General features: G+C 64.9%; 14 protein-coding genes. All 14 read right to left on the reverse strand.

Annotation, left to right across the window (positions count from 1 at the left end):
- Positions 1-3: 3 nt before the first annotated feature.
- The 14 genes from fabZ to ABIB00_RS14370 all read right to left on the reverse strand — a co-directional run bounded on the left by fabZ (position 4) and on the right by ABIB00_RS14370 (position 16,250).
- Positions 4-420 (reverse strand): 3-hydroxyacyl-ACP dehydratase FabZ, encoded by a 417-nt coding sequence (gene fabZ / locus ABIB00_RS14305; RefSeq protein ID WP_502917823.1) that lies wholly within the window; start codon positions 418-420, stop codon positions 4-6.
- Positions 421-461: 41 nt separating this feature from the next.
- Complete coding sequence (gene lpxD, locus ABIB00_RS14310) at positions 462-1,529, reverse strand: UDP-3-O-(3-hydroxymyristoyl)glucosamine N-acyltransferase (protein WP_247349248.1); 1,068 nt, start codon at positions 1,527-1,529, stop codon at positions 462-464.
- A gap of 125 nt (positions 1,530-1,654) precedes the next feature.
- The gene (gene bamA / locus ABIB00_RS14315; protein ID WP_354104794.1) at positions 1,655-4,207 is read right to left on the reverse strand and encodes an outer membrane protein assembly factor BamA; all 2,553 of its coding nucleotides are present in this window, start codon (positions 4,205-4,207) and stop codon (positions 1,655-1,657) included.
- A gap of 185 nt (positions 4,208-4,392) precedes the next feature.
- Positions 4,393-5,544: an RIP metalloprotease RseP gene (rseP, locus tag ABIB00_RS14320; RefSeq protein ID WP_247349250.1), complete on the reverse strand. Its 1,152-nt coding sequence runs from the start codon at positions 5,542-5,544 to the stop codon at positions 4,393-4,395.
- 44 nt (positions 5,545-5,588) lie between these two features.
- Positions 5,589-6,812 (reverse strand): 1-deoxy-D-xylulose-5-phosphate reductoisomerase, encoded by a 1,224-nt coding sequence (dxr, locus tag ABIB00_RS14325; protein WP_354104795.1) that lies wholly within the window; start codon positions 6,810-6,812, stop codon positions 5,589-5,591.
- A 4-nt stretch (positions 6,813-6,816) separates the two neighbouring features.
- Positions 6,817-7,659, reverse strand: coding sequence for a phosphatidate cytidylyltransferase (locus tag ABIB00_RS14330; RefSeq protein ID WP_354104796.1), 843 nt, complete (start codon positions 7,657-7,659; stop codon positions 6,817-6,819).
- Positions 7,656-8,414 (reverse strand): isoprenyl transferase, encoded by a 759-nt coding sequence (locus ABIB00_RS14335; protein ID WP_247349253.1) that lies wholly within the window; start codon positions 8,412-8,414, stop codon positions 7,656-7,658. Before ABIB00_RS14335 ends, ABIB00_RS14330 begins: the two co-directional genes overlap by 4 nt.
- Before the next feature lie 93 nt (positions 8,415-8,507).
- A complete protein-coding gene (frr, locus tag ABIB00_RS14340; RefSeq protein WP_247349255.1) occupies positions 8,508-9,071 on the reverse strand; it encodes a ribosome recycling factor in 564 nt (187 codons plus the stop codon).
- Between the two features lie 66 nt (positions 9,072-9,137).
- A complete protein-coding gene (gene pyrH, locus ABIB00_RS14345; RefSeq protein ID WP_247349256.1) occupies positions 9,138-9,854 on the reverse strand; it encodes a UMP kinase in 717 nt (238 codons plus the stop codon).
- A 60-nt stretch (positions 9,855-9,914) separates the two neighbouring features.
- A complete protein-coding gene (tsf, locus tag ABIB00_RS14350; protein WP_354104797.1) occupies positions 9,915-10,838 on the reverse strand; it encodes a translation elongation factor Ts in 924 nt (307 codons plus the stop codon).
- Positions 10,839-10,970: 132 nt separating this feature from the next.
- On the reverse strand, positions 10,971-11,960 hold the full coding sequence (locus tag ABIB00_RS14355; RefSeq protein ID WP_247349258.1) for a 30S ribosomal protein S2: 990 nt from the start codon (positions 11,958-11,960) through the stop codon (positions 10,971-10,973).
- A 222-nt stretch (positions 11,961-12,182) separates the two neighbouring features.
- A complete protein-coding gene (locus ABIB00_RS14360) occupies positions 12,183-14,678 on the reverse strand; it encodes a caspase family protein (RefSeq protein WP_354104798.1) in 2,496 nt (831 codons plus the stop codon).
- A 200-nt stretch (positions 14,679-14,878) separates the two neighbouring features.
- A complete protein-coding gene (locus ABIB00_RS14365) occupies positions 14,879-15,619 on the reverse strand; it encodes a carbonic anhydrase (RefSeq protein WP_354104799.1) in 741 nt (246 codons plus the stop codon).
- Positions 15,620-15,731: 112 nt separating this feature from the next.
- The gene (locus ABIB00_RS14370) at positions 15,732-16,250 is read right to left on the reverse strand and encodes a hypothetical protein (RefSeq protein ID WP_354104970.1); all 519 of its coding nucleotides are present in this window, start codon (positions 16,248-16,250) and stop codon (positions 15,732-15,734) included.
- Positions 16,251-16,327 lie beyond the last annotated feature (77 nt).

Below are 16,327 nucleotides of genomic sequence, written 5' to 3' on the forward strand. Positions count from 1 at the left end.
CGTTCAGTCGGTCAGCATGGCGCCGACGTCGGCTTCCGCGACCACCTGGCCGTTGACCTTGGCATCGCCGTGAAACCACCACATCGCCTTGCGGCGTCCGACCGAGCGCATGTGATACTCGATGGTGTCGCCGGGCAGCACGGGCTTGCGAAACTTGCACTTATCGATGGTGAGGAAATAAACCGCCCGCGGCTTCTCGGTGCCCTTGACCGACTTGATGCCGATCACGCCCGCGGTCTGCGCCATCGCCTCGATCATCATCACGCCGGGATAGACCGGACGATCCGGGAAATGGCCCTGGAACTGCGGCTCGTTGAAGGTGACGTTCTTGATGCCGATGCCGCTGTAATCGGTGCGGATGTTGATCACGCGGTCGATCAGCAGCATGGGAAAGCGATGCGGGAGCGTTTGCAGAATCATATTGATGTCCACAAGCTCGAACCTGACCGGTGCTTCGTCCGTCACTCCCGTTCCTCCTGCTTCGGCTCGGCCTTGCCGTCGCGCGCCAAGCGCTCCACCGCCAAGATTTCCTTGAACCACTGCCTGGTCGGCTTGGCAAAAAAACCACCCCAACGTCCGTTGGGAGGAACGTCGTCCTTGACGCCACTCATGGCAGTCACCTGAGCTCCATCCCCGATCTTGACGTGATTGTTGATACCCACCTTCGCGCCCAGCGCCACGTTGTCGCCGAGGGTCAGACTGCCGGCGAGGCCGATCTGGGCTGCCAGCAGGCAGTGCCGGCCGATGGTCACATTGTGGCCGATCTGGACCTGATTGTCGATTTTGGTGCCTTCCCCGATCACGGTGTCGCGCAAGGACCCGCGATCAATGGTGGTGCCGGCGCCGACCTCCACATTGTTCTGGATCAGCACGCGGCCGGTCTGGGGCACCTTCAGATGGCCCTCGGGACCGAAGAAGATGAAGCCGTAGCCGTCCTGGCCGATCGAGCAGCCGGGGTGGATCAGCACGTCGTTGCCGATCAGGGCGCACTGGATGGCGGTGCGCGCGCCGACATTGCAGTCCCGGCCGATCTTGACGCCGGGGCCAATGACGGCCCCTACACCGACCACCGTGCCACTGCCGATTTCCACGTCCGGGCCGATCACGGCCAGGGGATCGACGATCACGCCGTCCTCGAGCCGGGCCGTGGGGTCGATGATCGCCGACGGCGCGATGCCGTCGTTGCCGGTCCAGGACTGCGGCCGGAGCGCGTCACCATGCCACTCCCGCGCGATCCTGACGAAGGCGCGGAACGGCTGCGTCGCCCGCAGCACGGCCACATGCGCGGGCACCTTGGCCTCGAAACGCGGACTCACCAGGCAAGCTCCGGCCTTGGTCGCCTTGAGCTCGTCGGCATATTTGAGATTGTCGAAGAACGTCAGGTGCATCGGGCCGGCTTCGTCGAGCGAAGCCAGACCCGTGATGATTTGGCCGCCCTTGGCGGGATCGACCAGCTCCGCCTTGGTCAGCGTGGCAATGTCAGCCAACGCTGAGGCAGGCGGTTTTGTGAAGAAGGTCGGCTGCGCCATTCCACCCCATCGCGGTCCGGCTTCGGCATGAAGCGGCAAGACCGCATCATGCCTCATCTCTTAAATCGGCACGATCCCTTTCGGAAACCGGCTCCAGTGATCCGGATCGTGCCGTGCTGATCGAATTAGAACGAGGTGCCGCCGCCGAACCGGAACTCCTGCGTACGGTCGTACTTGCCCTTGCTGAGCGGCAAGGCGTAGTCGAAGCGCAGCGGACCGAACGGCGACTGCCAGATCAGGCCGACACCGACCGACGATCGGATCACCTTGCTGTCGTCGTAGATCAGGCCGGTACAGGTACCTGGCGTCGCCGGATTGGTGGTCGAAGCCGTGCAGCCGGAGTTAAACGGCGTGGTCGTTTCGCCAGTCACTCCCCACGTCGTCGGCCCCTTATAGTCATACAGGCCGCCGGCATCGGCATAGACCGCGCCCTTCAGACCAACTTCCTTCGGCAGGAACCAGAACGGCATCTGCAATTCGACCGAAGCGCCCCAATACTTGGTGCCGCCAAGGGCGTCCTGCGTGTCGTATGGGTTGATGTCGCGCGGGCCGATGCCGTTCGGGGCGAAACCGCGGACGAGGTTCGGGCCCATCTGGAAATGATCGAGCATGCGCAGGTCGTTGGAGCCGATCTTGTTCAGCATGCCGCTCTGCAAATGGACGAGGCCGACGACGTCAGACACCAGCGGAGCGTAGTACTTAGCGTCGATGACGGACTTCAGGTAGGAGACGTCGCCGCCGACGCCGGCGAAATCCTGCCGGAAATCGACGAGCAGACCGTCGGTGGGGTTCTTGTTGTTGTCCAGCGTGTTGTAGGTCAGCGTGTAACCGAGCGCCGAGGTCAGGGTCTTGCCGCCCGCAAGCTCCTTGCGCACCGGCAGCGAAGCTTCACCGTCGCTGTAGCAGCCGAGGCCGTTGGTCGAGGCAAGGCTCATGCCAATGGAGTTGGCAAAGGCCGGACTCGGATTGAAGGCAGGATTAGGAGTGCCATCAGGCAGCGTCTGCACGTTGTTACAGTTCGCGAGGTAGGACGGCAACGTGATTTCCTGCTGGTAGATCGAGTAGCGCAGCTGCAGCGACAGATCTTCACGCAAGGCGAAACCGAGGCGCGGCGAGAAGCCCAGCGTCTTGGTGCCGTAGGAGATGTAGCTGTTGGACAGCTGCTGGCGCTGATAGAAGTCGAGACCCAGCGCAACACGATAGTCGAGCAGATAGGGCTCGACGAACGACAGCGAGTAACCGCGGGCGTACTGGCCATAGGTCACCGACGCCTTGGCGAACAGGCCGCGGCCGAGCAAATTGCGTTCGGAAACCGAGACTTCGGCCAGCGCGCCGTCGGTGGTGGAATAACCGCCCGAGACCGAGAAGTCGCCGGTCGATTTCTCTTCCATGTCGACGAGCAGGATCACGCGGTCGCTCGACGAACCGGGCTCCGTCGTGATCTTCACGCTCTTGAAATAGTCGAGGTTCTTCAAGCGCCGCTCGGCACGGTCGACCAGCGCGCGGTTGTAGGCATCACCTTCAGAGACGTCGAACTCACGACGGATCACGTAGTCGCGCGTGCGGGTGTTGCCGCGAAGGTTGATGCGCTCGATATAGGTGCGCGGGCCCTCGTCGATGTTGAACACGACCGACACGGTGTGCGCCTCGAAGTTGCGGTCGCCGCCGGGACGGACCACGGCGAAGGCATAACCGCGGCGTGAGGCCTCGATCTGCATCTCCTCGACCGACTTCTCGACCGATTCGACGTTGTAGAGCGAGCCGACATTGATGCGCGAATAGTTGCGCATCGAGGTGGGATCGAAGTTCGGAATGCTGGAGCGGAAGTCGATCGCGCCGACGCGGTATTGCGAGCCTTCCTCGATCTTGAAGGTGACGTTGAAGCCCTTCTTCTCCGGATCGTATTCGGTGAGCGCGGCCACGACCTGGACGTCGGCGAAGCCGTTCTTGAGATAGAAGCGGCGGATCAGGTCGCGGTCGGCTTCGACGCGATCGGGATCGTAGATGTCGCTGCTGGCGAGGAAGCTCAACAGGTTCGATTCATGCGTCTTGATGACGTCGCGCAGGCGGTAGGACGAGAACGCGCTGTTGCCGACGAATTCGATCGACTTGACGCCGGTCTTGGAGCCCTCCTCGACCGTGAAGATGAGGTCGACGCGGTTGTTGGGCTGCTCGATGATCTCAGGGGTGACGCGAACGTCGTAGCGGCCGGAGCGGCGATAGATTTCAGCGATTCGCAGCGTGTCGGACTGCACCATGGCCCGGGAAAAGGTGCCGCGGGCCTTGGACTGGACTTCGGCAGTGAGCTGCTCGTCCTTGATCTTCTTGTTGCCCTCGAAGGCAATGCGGCCAATCACCGGGTTTTCCACCACGGAGACGACGATCTGGCCACCGGCACCGCGGTTGATCCTGACGTCCTGGAACAGACCGGTCTCGATCAACGCCTTGAGGCCGTCGTCGATGGCACCTTGATCCAGGCGACCGCCGGGACCCGCCTTGAAATAGGAGCGGATCGTCTCCACCTCGACACGGCGATTTCCTTCAACGGAAATCGACTGCACGGTCTGAGCGAGCGCAGACGAAGACACAAAAGCAGCCCCAACCGGGGTAAGCACCGGCGCGCCGAACATGATCAGGGTTGCGAGCAAGCCCCCCCGGAGTCGCAGTCCAAACTTCATTGCGCAGCGCGCCCTTATCATTCCGCACCAGACCCAACCCCAACGCCGGTCTGGAGATTCCCCAAGTTCAAGCCGCTTGTAGCCAATTTAAACGACGCCGCAAACGGCCGAGCGCGCCGTAATTTCATTTTCATTCCAAGACGTTGCCCAAGAGCAACGCCCAGCAACGCCACAAAAAAGCCCTATCAGGATGCGGCCATCCGCAGGATGTCGTTGTAGGTGGCAAACACCATCAGCATCAGCACCAAACCCAGCCCGATTCGGAATCCCATCTCCTGAGTCCGCTCGGACAGGGGCCGCCCACGGGCCACCTCCGCCGCATAGAACATGAGGTGACCGCCATCGAGCAGCGGGATCGGGAACAGATTCAACAGGCCGATCGACACCGACAGCACCGCGCACAGGTTGATCACGAACTGGAACCCGGCGCTGGCCGCCTGCCCCGACATCTTCGCAATGCCGAGCACACCGCTGACCTCGTTCGGATTGCCGTTTCCGACGAACAGCGCGCCCAGGAACTTGAAGGTGCTGGTGATGATGAACCAGACCTGCTCAACCCCGATCTTGAGCGCTTCGCCGACGCCGACCGGCGAGGTCGAGGCTTCGCCCGCCTGAGACTTGTGCTCGATGCCGAGCACGCCCAGGCGATGGCTGTTGCCGAAGGGATCCTTGCGCTCCAGCAGTGCCGGGGTCGCGGTCAGCGACACGATGCTGCCGTCCCGCTTGACCTCGAAGGCAAGCGCCGAACCGGCGTTCATCGCAACGATTCGCTGCATGTCGGCAAAGCTCTCGATCGGCTTGCCGTCGATCTGGACGACGACGTCGCCGATCTTGAAGCCGGCTGTCGCCGCAGCGCCGTCGGCGACGACACCGTCGACACGCGCGATCGTGCTCGGCTTGCCGTAATACAACGCCATGCCGGCGAAGATCAGCGCGCCCAGAATGAAATTGGCGATCGGTCCGGCGGCAACGATGGCGGAGCGCGGGCCGACCTTCTTGTGATGGAAGCTGCCGGCGCGCTCCTCGGCCGTCATGGCCGCTAGCTTCTCGGATGACGGCGTCGAAGCCTCGCTCTCGTCCCCGAAGAACTTGACATAGCCGCCGAGCGGGATCGCCGAGATCTTCCAGCGGGTGCCGTGACGGTCGTTGAAACCGACCAGCTCAGGTCCGAAGCCGAGCGAAAAAGTTAACACGCGAACGCCCGCCCAGCGCGCGACCAGAAAATGGCCGAGTTCATGGAAGAACACGACGATGGTCAGGACGAACAGGAAGGGAACCGCATAGCCAAGGAGTCCATGGCTCAACGTATTGAAACTATGGACGAAAAAGTCGATCATCGAATTCCCTCATCCAGCGCCGCAAGGCCCCGGCCGCGAACCATCTAGGATGCCTTTAAGGCAATTTGAGGCAATAGGGCGGCAGCTCTATTTCGCGCAACATGGTCAACAGAGATTGCATCGTCGGCTGACGTCAGCGGGGCCTGGTTCCCGCTCCGGATCCAGTCGTCCAGCGTCGCTTCCACCAGCCTGGCAATCGCGCCGAACCGGATCTTACCGGCGATGAAGGCGGCGACCGCGACCTCGTTGGCGGCGTTGTAGACGGTGGTGGCGCCCTTCCCGGTCCGAAGCGAATCGAAGGCCAGGCGCAGCCCGGGGAAGCGCTCGAAATCCGGCGCCTCGAAGGTCAGCTGGCCGATCTTGGCCAGATCGAGCTTGGCAGCTGGCCCCTTGATGCGGTCGGGCCAGCCGAGACAATGCGCGATCGGCGTGCGCATATCGGGTGCACCGAGCTGGGCCACGACCGAGCGATCGGAAAACTCGACCATGCCGTGGATGATCGACTGCGGATGCACGAGGACGTCGATCTCGTCCGGACTCAGCGCGAACAGATAGGAGGCCTCGATCACCTCGAGCCCCTTGTTCATCATCGAGGCGGAATCGATCGTGATCTTCTGGCCCATGCTCCAGTTCGGATGCTTCAGGGCTTGCTCGAGGGTTGCCTGCTCGATGTCGGCCGGCTTCCAGGTCCGGAACGGGCCGCCGGAGGCCGTGATGATGACACGGACGAGCTCGTCGCGATTACCTGAGCCGAGCGCCTGGAACAGCGCGTTATGCTCGGAATCGGCCGGCAGGATGCAGGCGCCCGCTTTCGCCGCGCGCTGCATGAAGAAATCGCCGGCGCAGACGAGACATTCCTTGTTGGCGAGCGCGACATGCGCGCCGCGATCGACCGCCGCCAGTGCCGGCTTCAATCCGGCGGCGCCGCTCACGGCGGCCATCACCCAATCGGCCGGACGCGCGCCGGCCTCGATCACAGCGCTTTCGCCGGCGCCGCATTCGGTGCCGGTGCCCGCGAGCGCATCCTTGAGCTCGGCAAACTTCGAGGTGTCGGCGATCGCGACGAAGCGCGCGGAAAACTCCTTCGCGAGTTTTGCCAGCGCTGCGACATTGCTGTTCGCCGTCAGCGCCTCGACCCGGTAGCGCTCGGGAGAGGCGCGCAGCAGATCCATCGTGCTGTCGCCGATCGAACCGGTGGCGCCGAGAACCGTGACGCTGCGGACGGTCGATGCCGCAGCCTTGTTGTTACGCAATGGAACCGCGCTCATGTCCTCACCAAACCATAAGACCGCTTCCGGCGCTATGCACACCATGGCGGAGGAAACCAATAATCCATGCCACCAGGATGGCAGCGACAAAACCGTCCAGACGGTCCAATAGCCCGCCATGGCCGGGAATTAAGTGACTGGAATCCTTGACATCGAAGCGCCGCTTCACCGCGGATTCGAAGAGGTCCCCAGAGGCCGACACGACCGACAGGATGGCGCTGACGAGCAGTAATGGAACCATCTTTCCGACCCCGCAAGCGGCAAAGCCGGCCGCAACCAGAAGGCTCGCGGCAAAGCCGCCGAGCGCCCCTGACCAGGTCTTCTTCGGGCTCACCCGCGGCCACAGCTTCGGTCCGCCGATGCTTCGGCCGGCGAAATAGCCGCCGATATCGGTCGCCCACACCACCAGCAGCACGAACATCAGCGCGGCGAAGCCGTTCACGAGATCCTGCCGCAGCAGGATCGAGGCCAGCAGCGCCGCCGATGCATAGGCGAATCCGGAGGCCGCCCAGACGAACTTGCCCCGCGCGATCGCCGTGACGATCGCACCGCCAATGAGGCCGGTGATGATTGCGGTCTTCAGCGCGCCGAAGGCGACGCAGGATCCCATCAAGGCGATGACGATGGTCCCTGCGGCGGTCAACGCGACCGATCCCGCGCCCACCACCATCAGCCATTCCGCGAACAGTCCGATCGATACCAGGGTGACGAGAAGCGCCCACAGCCAACCGCCGGCATAAGCGAGTGCAATGGCGAGCGGCGCCAGCACCAGTGCTGCGAGGACTCGCATCACGAGATTGCTCTGGGCAGGCTGAGAGCCGGCCGGGGCGGCGTCGGGTTCGCTCACGAGGCGGTTTTCGCGACCAGGCCGCCGAAACGGCGTTCGCGCCTGGCAAATTCGGCGATGGCGCCTTCCAGCGTCGCCTTGTCGAAATCGGGCCAGTGAATCGGCACGAAGACAAGCTCGCTATAGGCGGCCTGCCACATCAGGAAGTTGGACAGCCGCTGCTCGCCGCTGGTGCGGATGATGAGATCGGGATCGGGAATGTCGGGCGCGTCGAGATGCGCCCCCAGGGTCTCGGCATCGATCGTGTCGGGATCGCGCCGCCCCTCTGCGACTTCGCGCGCGAGCTTCTGTGCCGCCTTCGCGATCTCCTGCCGCGAGCCGTAGTTGAAGGCGACGACGAGCGTGAGGCGCGTGTTGTCGCGCGTCAGTTCCTCGGCCTCGTTGAGGAGTGCGCATATGTCGCCCTCCAGCCCGTCCCGCTCGCCGATGATGCGGACCTTGACGCCGTCGCGATGCAGGCTCGCCAGATCGTTGCGGATGAAGCGGCGCAACAAGCCGAAGAGATCGCCGATCTCGCTCGCCGGACGGGACCAGTTTTCCGAGCTGAAGGAGAAGATGGTGAGATAGCGGATGCCGAGCTCATGCGACGCGCGAACCACGCGGCGCAGGGCCTCCACGCCGCGGCGATGGCCTTCCGCCCTCGGCAAGCCGCGCGCGGCCGCCCAACGCCCGTTGCCATCCATGATGATGGCGACATGCGCAGGCGCCTCGGACCGATCGGGTCCTTCCGTTGCTGGCGCGGCGGCGTTGGACATGAGGATGCCTTAAAGCATGATCCGGAAAAGTGCGAAGCGGTTTTCCGAAAAGATCATGCGCGAACAATAACCTAAAGCGCGATCCATCGCGCTTTAGACGGTGAGGATTTCTTTTTCCTTGGCAGCCAGCAACTGGTCGATCTCGGAGATCGTGCCGTCGGTCGCCTTCTGCACCTCGTCGGAGTGACGCTTCTGATCGTCCTCGGACATCTCGTGATTCTTTTCGAGCTTCTTGAGAACGTCGAGCCCGTCGCGGCGGACATGGCGGGCGGCGACCTTGGCGGCTTCCGCGTATTTGTGCGCGACCTTGACGAGCTCCTTGCGGCGCTCCTCGTTAAGCTCGGGAATGCGCAGGCGCAGCACCTGGCCTTCGGTCGCGGGCGACAGGCCGAGATTGGAATCGACAATCGCCTTCTCTACCGCCTTGACCATCGACTTGTCCCAGACCTGCACCGAGATCAGGCGCGGCTCCGGCACGCTGACGGTGGCGAGCTGGTTCAGCGGCATGTGGGTGCCATAGGCGTCGACCTGCACCGGGTCGAGCATCGAGGCGGAGGCGCGGCCGGTGCGCAGGCCGCCAAGTTCGTGCTTGAGCGACTGGACGGCACCCTGCATGCGGCGCTTCACTTCGTTGAGGTCGAAATTATCCGTGGCCATCACGTTTCTCCTTCAAAATCCCGGCGACCTCTCCGCACCCTTCTCTCAGGGCGCAACGACGAGCCGTCAGCCGGCGACAATGGTTCCGTGGCCGCCGCCACGCAGTATAGCGCCGATCGAACCCGGCTCCGCGATCGAGAACACAATGATAGGCAGCGACGTCTCGCGGGCAAGCGCGAAGGCGGTCGCATCCATCACCTTGTAGCCGCCCTCGATCGCCTGCGAATGCGTCAGACGGTCGAATCGCGTCGCCGTCGGATCCTTCTTCGGGTCGGCCGAGTAGACGCCGTCGACATTGGTTGCCTTCAGCACCGCCTCGGCGCCGATTTCGGCGGCGCGCAGCACTGCGGTCGTGTCGGTGGTGAAGAACGGATTGCCGGTTCCGCCGCCGAGCAGCACGATCCGGCCCTCGGCGAGGTATTTGTGCGCCACGGTGCGGGTGAAAAGCTCGGAAATCTCGGGCATGACGAAGGCCGACAGCGTGCGCGCCGGCGTTCCCTTGCGCTCGATCGTCGCCTCCAGCGCGAGGCAGTTCATCATGGTGGCGAGCATGCCCATGGTGTCGCCTGTCGGGCGCGACACGCCGCGCGAGGACACCTCGACGCCGCGAAAGATGTTGCCGCCGCCGATCACGACCGCAACCTCGGTGCCCAGTTGGCGGGCGGCGATCAGATCGTCCGCGACCCGGTCGATGGTCGGCTGGTCGATGCCAAAACCCTGCTGTCCCGCGAGATACTCGCCGGACAGCTTGATCACGACGCGACGATAGACCGGATCAGTCATGAGCACTTTCCTTGTCCGGGCGCCGCTTCCGGCGGCACGCCGGAAGGAACGTTCCGGCGCTTACTTCTTGCCGCTGACCGCGGCGACCTCGGCCGCGAAGTCGCTTTCCTGCTTCTCGATTCCCTCACCGAGAGCATAGCGCACAAAGCCCGCGATCTTCACCGCGCCACCGACCTTGCCTTCGGCTTCCTTCAGCGCCTGCGCCACCGACTTGCCGGTGTCGTGGATGAAGGCCTGCTCGAGCAGGCAGACTTCCTTGTAGTAGGTCTTGAGACCGGACTCGACGATCTTCTCGATCACGTTCTCGGGCTTGCCCTGCTGGCGATATTTGTCGGCGAGTACGTCCTTCTCGCGCTTGACGACCGCCGGATCGAGACCGGACGGTTCGAGCGCCAGCGGATTGGCGGCCGCGACATGCATCGCGATCTGGCGACCGAGCGTTGCGAGCTCATCGGCCTTGCCCGGCGATTCCAGCGCCACGATCACGCCCATCTTGCCGGCGCCCTCGACGACCGCGCCGTGGACGTAGCTCGACACCACGCCCTGGCTCACTTCGAGCGAAGCTGCGCGGCGCAGCGTCATGTTCTCGCCGATGGTGGCAATCGCGTCATTGATCGCGGCTTCGATCGTGACGTCGCCGACCTTGGCGGCCTTGATCTTCTCGACATCGGCGCCGACGTCGAATGCGACCTGGGCGATCATCTTGACGAGGCCCTGGAACTGGCCGTTGCGCGCGACGAAGTCGGTCTCGGAGTTGACCTCGACCACGACGCCCTTGGTGCCCTTGGTGAGCGCGCCGATCAGCCCCTCGGCGGCGACGCGGCCCGACTTCTTGGCGGCCTTCGACAGACCCTTCTTGCGCAGCCAATCCTGCGCCGCTTCCATGTTGCCGTCGTTTTCGGTCAGCGCGGCCTTGCAGTCCATCATGCCCGCGCCGGTCGACTCGCGCAGCTCCTTGACCATCGCAGCTGTGATCGTTGCCATCGTTGAGAATCCTTTTTGCCTGCCGGTTCGCCGCGGCGTGGCATTCAATTGCCCCGCCGCGGTCCATCTCAGGAATTCGCGTCAACTGAAATGGTGGCCGGAGCTTATCCGGCCAACCCATCGCTCTTTTGACTATTCCGCTTCCGCGGTCAGCGCCTTGGCCTTGGCCACCCAGGCATCGGCCCGGCTCGGCAGACCGACTTCTTCGCCGATCTTGTGCGCGGTGTCGTGATCGAGCTCGGCGAGCTGCCAGAAATGGAAGATGCCGAGGTCGTTGAACTTCTTCTCGATCGCACCCGACACGCCCGGGAGCTTCTTGAGGTCGTCGGAGGTGCCGCGCGGACCGGCGAGGCCCTGGAAGCCGCTCGTGACCGGCAGCTCTTCGGCGGCCGGCCGAACCGAAGCGCCGACGTCGACGCCGGAATCGCCCTGGGCACGCGAGATGCCGTCAATCGCCGCACGCGCGATCAGATCGCAATAAAGCGCGATGGCGCGGCCGGCGTCGTCATTGCCCGGCACCACATAGGTGATGCCCTTCGGGTCCGAATTGGTATCGACAATCGCGGCGACCGGGATGTTGAGCCGCTGGGCTTCCTGGATCGCGATGTCTTCCTTGTTGGTGTCGATCACAAAGATCAGGTCGGGCAGACCGCCCATGTCCTTGATGCCGCCGAGCGAACGGTCGAGCTTGTCGCGCTCGCGCTGAAGCGTCAGGCGCTCCTTCTTGGTGTAGGAGGAGGCATCGCCACCGGCGAGCACGTCGTCGAGATGACGCAGGCGCTTGATCGAGCCCGAGATCGTCTTCCAGTTGGTCAGCGTGCCGCCGAGCCAGCGCGAATTGACGAAGTACTGCGCGCAGCGCTTGGCAGCGTCGGCGACGCCGTCCTGCGCCTGGCGCTTGGTGCCGACGAACAGGATGCGGCCGCCCTTGGCGACAGTGTCGCTGACCGCCTGCAAGGCGTTGTGCAGCAACGGCACGGTCTGCGCGAGGTCGACGATGTGGATGTTGTTGCGAGCGCCGAAAATGAAAGGGGCCATTTTCGGATTCCAGCGGTGAGACTGGTGACCAAAGTGCACGCCGGCTTCGAGGAGCTGACGCATAGTGAAATCGGGTAGTGCCATGGTTCTAATTCTCCGGTTGGTTCCTCCGGAAGCGTGTGAGCAAAACGGAGCGTTGTCGCCCCGGCTGCCACCGGACGGCCTTGTGAGCCATGCTTCCGTGTGAGATGGCGCGCTGTATAGCGCGATTCCGGCCAGAAGCAAGGAAATAAGGGCCATTCTGCGGCGGTTTTCGCCCGCGAGAGGCCCTCTTCCGGAAAGACCCTGCTGCGCCCTGGCCCGCGACTAGCATCTGGGCTGGTTCGGCGGGCATTTCTTTGCCGCCGGCGGCGGGGCCGCGGGACGCGGCGGAGGTGCTGCCGGGCGCGGCGGTGGCGCGACGGCCATCCGGGGCGGCGGCGGTGGCGCCGGCCGGGCTACCGGCGGCGGCGGCGCGGGTCGGGCCATTGGCGGCGGCGCTGGCCGAGCGGCCGCGACGGGGGGAGCCACCCGGGCCGGCGGCGGCGATGCAACACGCGGCGGAGGCGGCGGGGCCGGACGCGCCACGGCTGGCGGAGGCGTCGGCCTCGCCACGGCCTGAGGCCGCGGTGGTGATGCCGACGGCCGGGCGGCCTGCGCGGGAGTAGCCGACGGCTGATTCTGAGGCCTGATCGGCTCGCGCGCGGCAGAGGGCGGCGGGGTGACCGGTCGTCCAGCTGCGCCGGGAGGCGTGCGGGCAGCAGGCGGCGTGCCAGCCGGGTTGCGGGTCGCGGACTTGCCATGCTCCCCGGGCCCGGTCCCGGGCTGGGCCACCGGCGGCTTCGGCGATTGGCCGGCCGCAGCGGCCGGATTTGCAGTGATGGGCTTAGCCGTCGGCGGCGCCGCGGCGGTTGGCGCACCGGGATGAGCCGGCAGAGCGGTACCGGGACCAGCAGTCGTCGGCGCCCCCGGATGCGTCGGCAGCGGCGCGCCGGGTGCAGTCGCCGTCGGAGGTACAGGTCTGCCGCCCGGCAGAGGCCCTGCCCCCGCTGGTGGCGTCGGCGGCCCGCCATGGCTCCCTGGAACCGGCAGTGTATTGGCCTGGGGCAGCTTGGCCGATGGAGCAGCGGTTGGCGCTCCGATCGGTGCCGCGGTCGGCGCGACATTGGCCGGCGTCGCCGGAGCTAGCCCTCGCCTTGCTGTCGGCTGCATCGTCGCGCTCGGCGGCATCGGCGCCTTGCCCTGCTGAATCAGGGCGGCGCGCTGCGCGACCGCCTGCGGCACGGCGGGACCGGCCGGGCTGGCCCGGCCGGCAACGGCTGGTGCGAGATTGCCCGGTCCGGGCCCCGGCCCCGCACCCGCCGGCAATGCCTGCGGCCGGTTGATGACGGTGTTGATGACCGTGGTGTTGTGAATGTTCTGGTAGATGATGTTGTTCGGCGGCGGCGCGACATAGATCGGCGGTCTGACGAACACCGGGATCGGCACGAAAACCGGCTGCGGCAGCACGAACAGGCCGAGCACCGGCATTGGCGGCGACAGCACGACGAAATCCGGCGGCGGCGGCGGCAGATAGTAGATCGGCGGCGGCGGCGGCGGCGCGAAGCCAAAATCGGGATCGCTGAAATACAGCACCGGACGGTCGACATAGACGATCTCCTCCGGCGGCGGAGGCGGTACGTCATAGTCGATCATCGCAAAGCTCGGCGGCGGCTCGACCGGCGCGGTCAGGATCGCCAGGCGACGGCGCGCGTCGGCCGCATGCGGCCCTCGCGAATAGCGACGCAGATACGACCAATAGGCTTCCGGCGTATCGGTCCGATAGGTCCGCCGCCAGGTGATCGCCTCGCGGCGCGCCGCGACGATCGCCATCACGCGCTTGGACATCGGATCATTCGGATAGGCGCCGAGAAACTCCTCATAGGCCGGCAGTGTGTCGCGCGCGAGCGCGGCGGCGTAGGCATCCTGGACGCCGAGGTCGCGGATCGGCTTGTTACGCATCGCGGCGACCTGGTCGGGCGCGGCCTCCTGCGGCGGTGCGTCGGGGCCGCGCTCGAAGAACGAGAACTGCGCCGATATCTTCTGCTCGTTCCAGGGTACCTGCGCGCCCTTGCTGGCCTCGTTGACGCGCAGGCGAACGCGATCGAACACATCAGGCAGTGGCAGGCCGCCGGTGCGGATCATCTCCGCCAGCGATTGCGCGTAGATGCCGTATGGCCCCGGCTCCTCCGGCGCCACCGTGCCGGGCGCGGCATTGAAGGCGATCAGCATGTTCGGATCGGGCTCGACCAACGCAAGCCCGCTCGCGATCGGCTGGCCGCCCTCGACGAAGGGCTGCGCCCGCGCTGCATCGAGCACGACGATGTTGGCCTTGAGCGGAACGGAAGCGAGCTGCCGCGCATAGTCGCTGATGCGCAGGCCTTCGGTCGGAATGTCGGTGTCACGGGTGATGTTGGAATCGACCGGGATGAAATAGTTCTCACCCGCAAGCTGCACGCCGTAGCCGGCGAGATAGATCATCGCGACGGTGCCGGGGCCGGAGGCCTGCGCCTTCTGGATGAAGTCGCGAAAACTCTTGCGCAGCGTGTCGCCGTCGAGATCGCGGGCGCCGACAACGTCGAAGCCCGCCGCTTGCAGCGTCTGCGCGATCAGGCCGGCATCGTTCGCGGTCGTCGCCAGCGGCGACTTGGCATAGGCGCCGTTGCCGACCACGAGCGCGATGCGCTTTTCCTGCTGCTGAGCGCGCGCCGGATCCGGCGCGCCCGCGGCAAAAACCGCGATCGGCAGGAGAAGGCAGATGAAGGCTCTGAGCGTCCCATGCATCGCTTGCTTGCCCGCTTTTTGTTGTTGAGGTGCCGCCACGCATCAAACGCGTGGCCAGCTGAATGGCACTTGAACGAAAGGCCCAAATAACGAAGGGCTTGGATTGAGGCGGAGGCATGGCGCCCGTTGCCGGCGCCAAGCTCCTGCGTCAGACTCGCATCAGCCTCGCGACGGTGGACCGGCGCGAGGCGATCGGCGCGTCAGCCCTGCGCGATCAGTTCGACCGTTCCCGTCGTGAGCCGGTAGATGCCGCCCACGACCTTGAGCTTGCCCTGCTCCACGGCCGCATTGAGGATCGGCGCCGCCGATTTCAGCTTCGCAACGTTGTCGATCACGTTCTGCCGGATCGCATTGTCGAGGACGTTCCCGCCTTGCTGCATCGCAACCTTGGCGGCAGGCGCGATCGCATCGACCAGCGAGGGGATGTGGCCCGGCGGCGGCTTGTTGTCCTTGATCGCCTTCAGCGTCGCATCGACGGCGCCGCAAGCGTCATGGCCGAGAACGAGGATCAGCGGCGCGTTGAGCACGGCGACCGCATATTCCATGCTGGCGATGGTCTCGGTGCCGGCAAAATTTCCGGCGACGCGGCAGACGAACAGATCGCCGCGGCCGGTGTCGAAGGCATATTCCGGCGCGATGCGCGAATCGGCACAGCTCAGCACGGCCGCGAACGGGTTCTGCCCGCCGGCCAGCGCCTCGCGCTCGTGCTTGAAATCATGACGCCGCGCCACGCCGTCGACATAGCGCGCATTGCCTTCCATCAAGCGTTTCAATGATGCGTCGGGCGACAGCACGTTCTGCGGCTTGGGCGGCGTTTTCGTCTCCTTGGCGAAGGTCCTGCCGGTCAAGGCGAGGCCGAGGGCCGAGGCACCAAACAACATCGCGGACCGCCGCGATGGTACGATCTTCTCCTGTAGGGATTCATTGCATTTGTCGCACATGTTACGTTTCCTCCCGGCGCGATGGACCAACGGCATCGGTGCAATCATAGCCGCAACGATGTGACGAAACCACAAATGACGGTGCGGGCCGGCGCCCGAGTTTCGCGCGGGCCTATTCCGCCAAGCGAAGCTCTGCGATTGTCGTCATGGCGGCCGGTTCATCCAGGGGCAGGAAATCCAGCGGTCCCTGATTTTTATAGCCGGACGTCATCGCAAGTGTGAGACCCCAGCCCAGCAGCCCAGTGCTCGCGTTCGCGATCATGGCGCTCTTGCGCTGACTGAAGCGCGCAACGAAGAACACGGTCTGGCCGGACTGAGCCGAGAAGTCCACGCGCGTCACGCCGAGCGCCGCCTCCTCTGCTACGAACTGGTGTTGGCCCGCCGGGCGATCGACATAGACATATGTCCCGGTCTTCAGGCCCTTGATCGGCGTACCGTCGAGGGAAAATGCCCAGTCCGGATCGCCGATGCCGCCGAAGCCCTTCTCGCGAAACACGACGACGCGTGCCTGCCCGGCTTTCGGCGGACCCAGCTTTCGTACCGCCTCCGAATACCCGAGCCCACTTCTCGCCGTCTCACAGCCGCACAGCAATGCCGCAGCCACAAGCAACACCAGCCCACGCAATAGCATCACTCCCCCAGATTTTCCCCCGGGGCATGCTAACCGGAATCAGCGACAGGTTGCAACGGGACCACAGCATCACCCGC

The organism is Bradyrhizobium sp. LB14.3, assembly GCF_040547985.1.
In the GTDB taxonomy this organism is placed as follows: Bacteria; Pseudomonadota; Alphaproteobacteria; order Rhizobiales; family Xanthobacteraceae; genus Bradyrhizobium.

Excerpts from the sequence above, each read along its gene's own strand:
- ABIB00_RS14335 (WP_247349253.1), bottom strand. The coding sequence starts at position 8,414 with ATGTCCAACGCCGCCGCGCCAGCAACGGAAGGACCCGATCGGTCCGAG.
- tsf (WP_354104797.1), bottom strand. The coding sequence starts at position 10,838 with ATGGCAACGATCACAGCTGCGATGGTCAAGGAGCTGCGCGAGTCGACC.
- lpxD (WP_247349248.1), bottom strand. The coding sequence starts at position 1,529 with ATGGCGCAGCCGACCTTCTTCACAAAACCGCCTGCCTCAGCGTTGGCT.
- pyrH (WP_247349256.1), bottom strand. The coding sequence starts at position 9,854 with ATGACTGATCCGGTCTATCGTCGCGTCGTGATCAAGCTGTCCGGCGAG.
- ABIB00_RS14370 (WP_354104970.1), bottom strand. The coding sequence starts at position 16,250 with ATGCTATTGCGTGGGCTGGTGTTGCTTGTGGCTGCGGCATTGCTGTGC.
- bamA (WP_354104794.1), bottom strand. The coding sequence starts at position 4,207 with ATGAAGTTTGGACTGCGACTCCGGGGGGGCTTGCTCGCAACCCTGATC.
- rseP (WP_247349250.1), bottom strand. The coding sequence starts at position 5,544 with ATGATCGACTTTTTCGTCCATAGTTTCAATACGTTGAGCCATGGACTC.
- ABIB00_RS14355 (WP_247349258.1), bottom strand. The coding sequence starts at position 11,960 with ATGGCACTACCCGATTTCACTATGCGTCAGCTCCTCGAAGCCGGCGTG.
- dxr (WP_354104795.1), bottom strand. The coding sequence starts at position 6,812 with ATGAGCGCGGTTCCATTGCGTAACAACAAGGCTGCGGCATCGACCGTC.
- ABIB00_RS14365 (WP_354104799.1), bottom strand. The coding sequence starts at position 15,619 with ATGTGCGACAAATGCAATGAATCCCTACAGGAGAAGATCGTACCATCG.
- frr (WP_247349255.1), bottom strand. The coding sequence starts at position 9,071 with ATGGCCACGGATAATTTCGACCTCAACGAAGTGAAGCGCCGCATGCAG.
- fabZ (WP_502917823.1), bottom strand. The coding sequence starts at position 420 with ATGATTCTGCAAACGCTCCCGCATCGCTTTCCCATGCTGCTGATCGAC.
- ABIB00_RS14360 (WP_354104798.1), bottom strand. The coding sequence starts at position 14,678 with ATGCATGGGACGCTCAGAGCCTTCATCTGCCTTCTCCTGCCGATCGCG.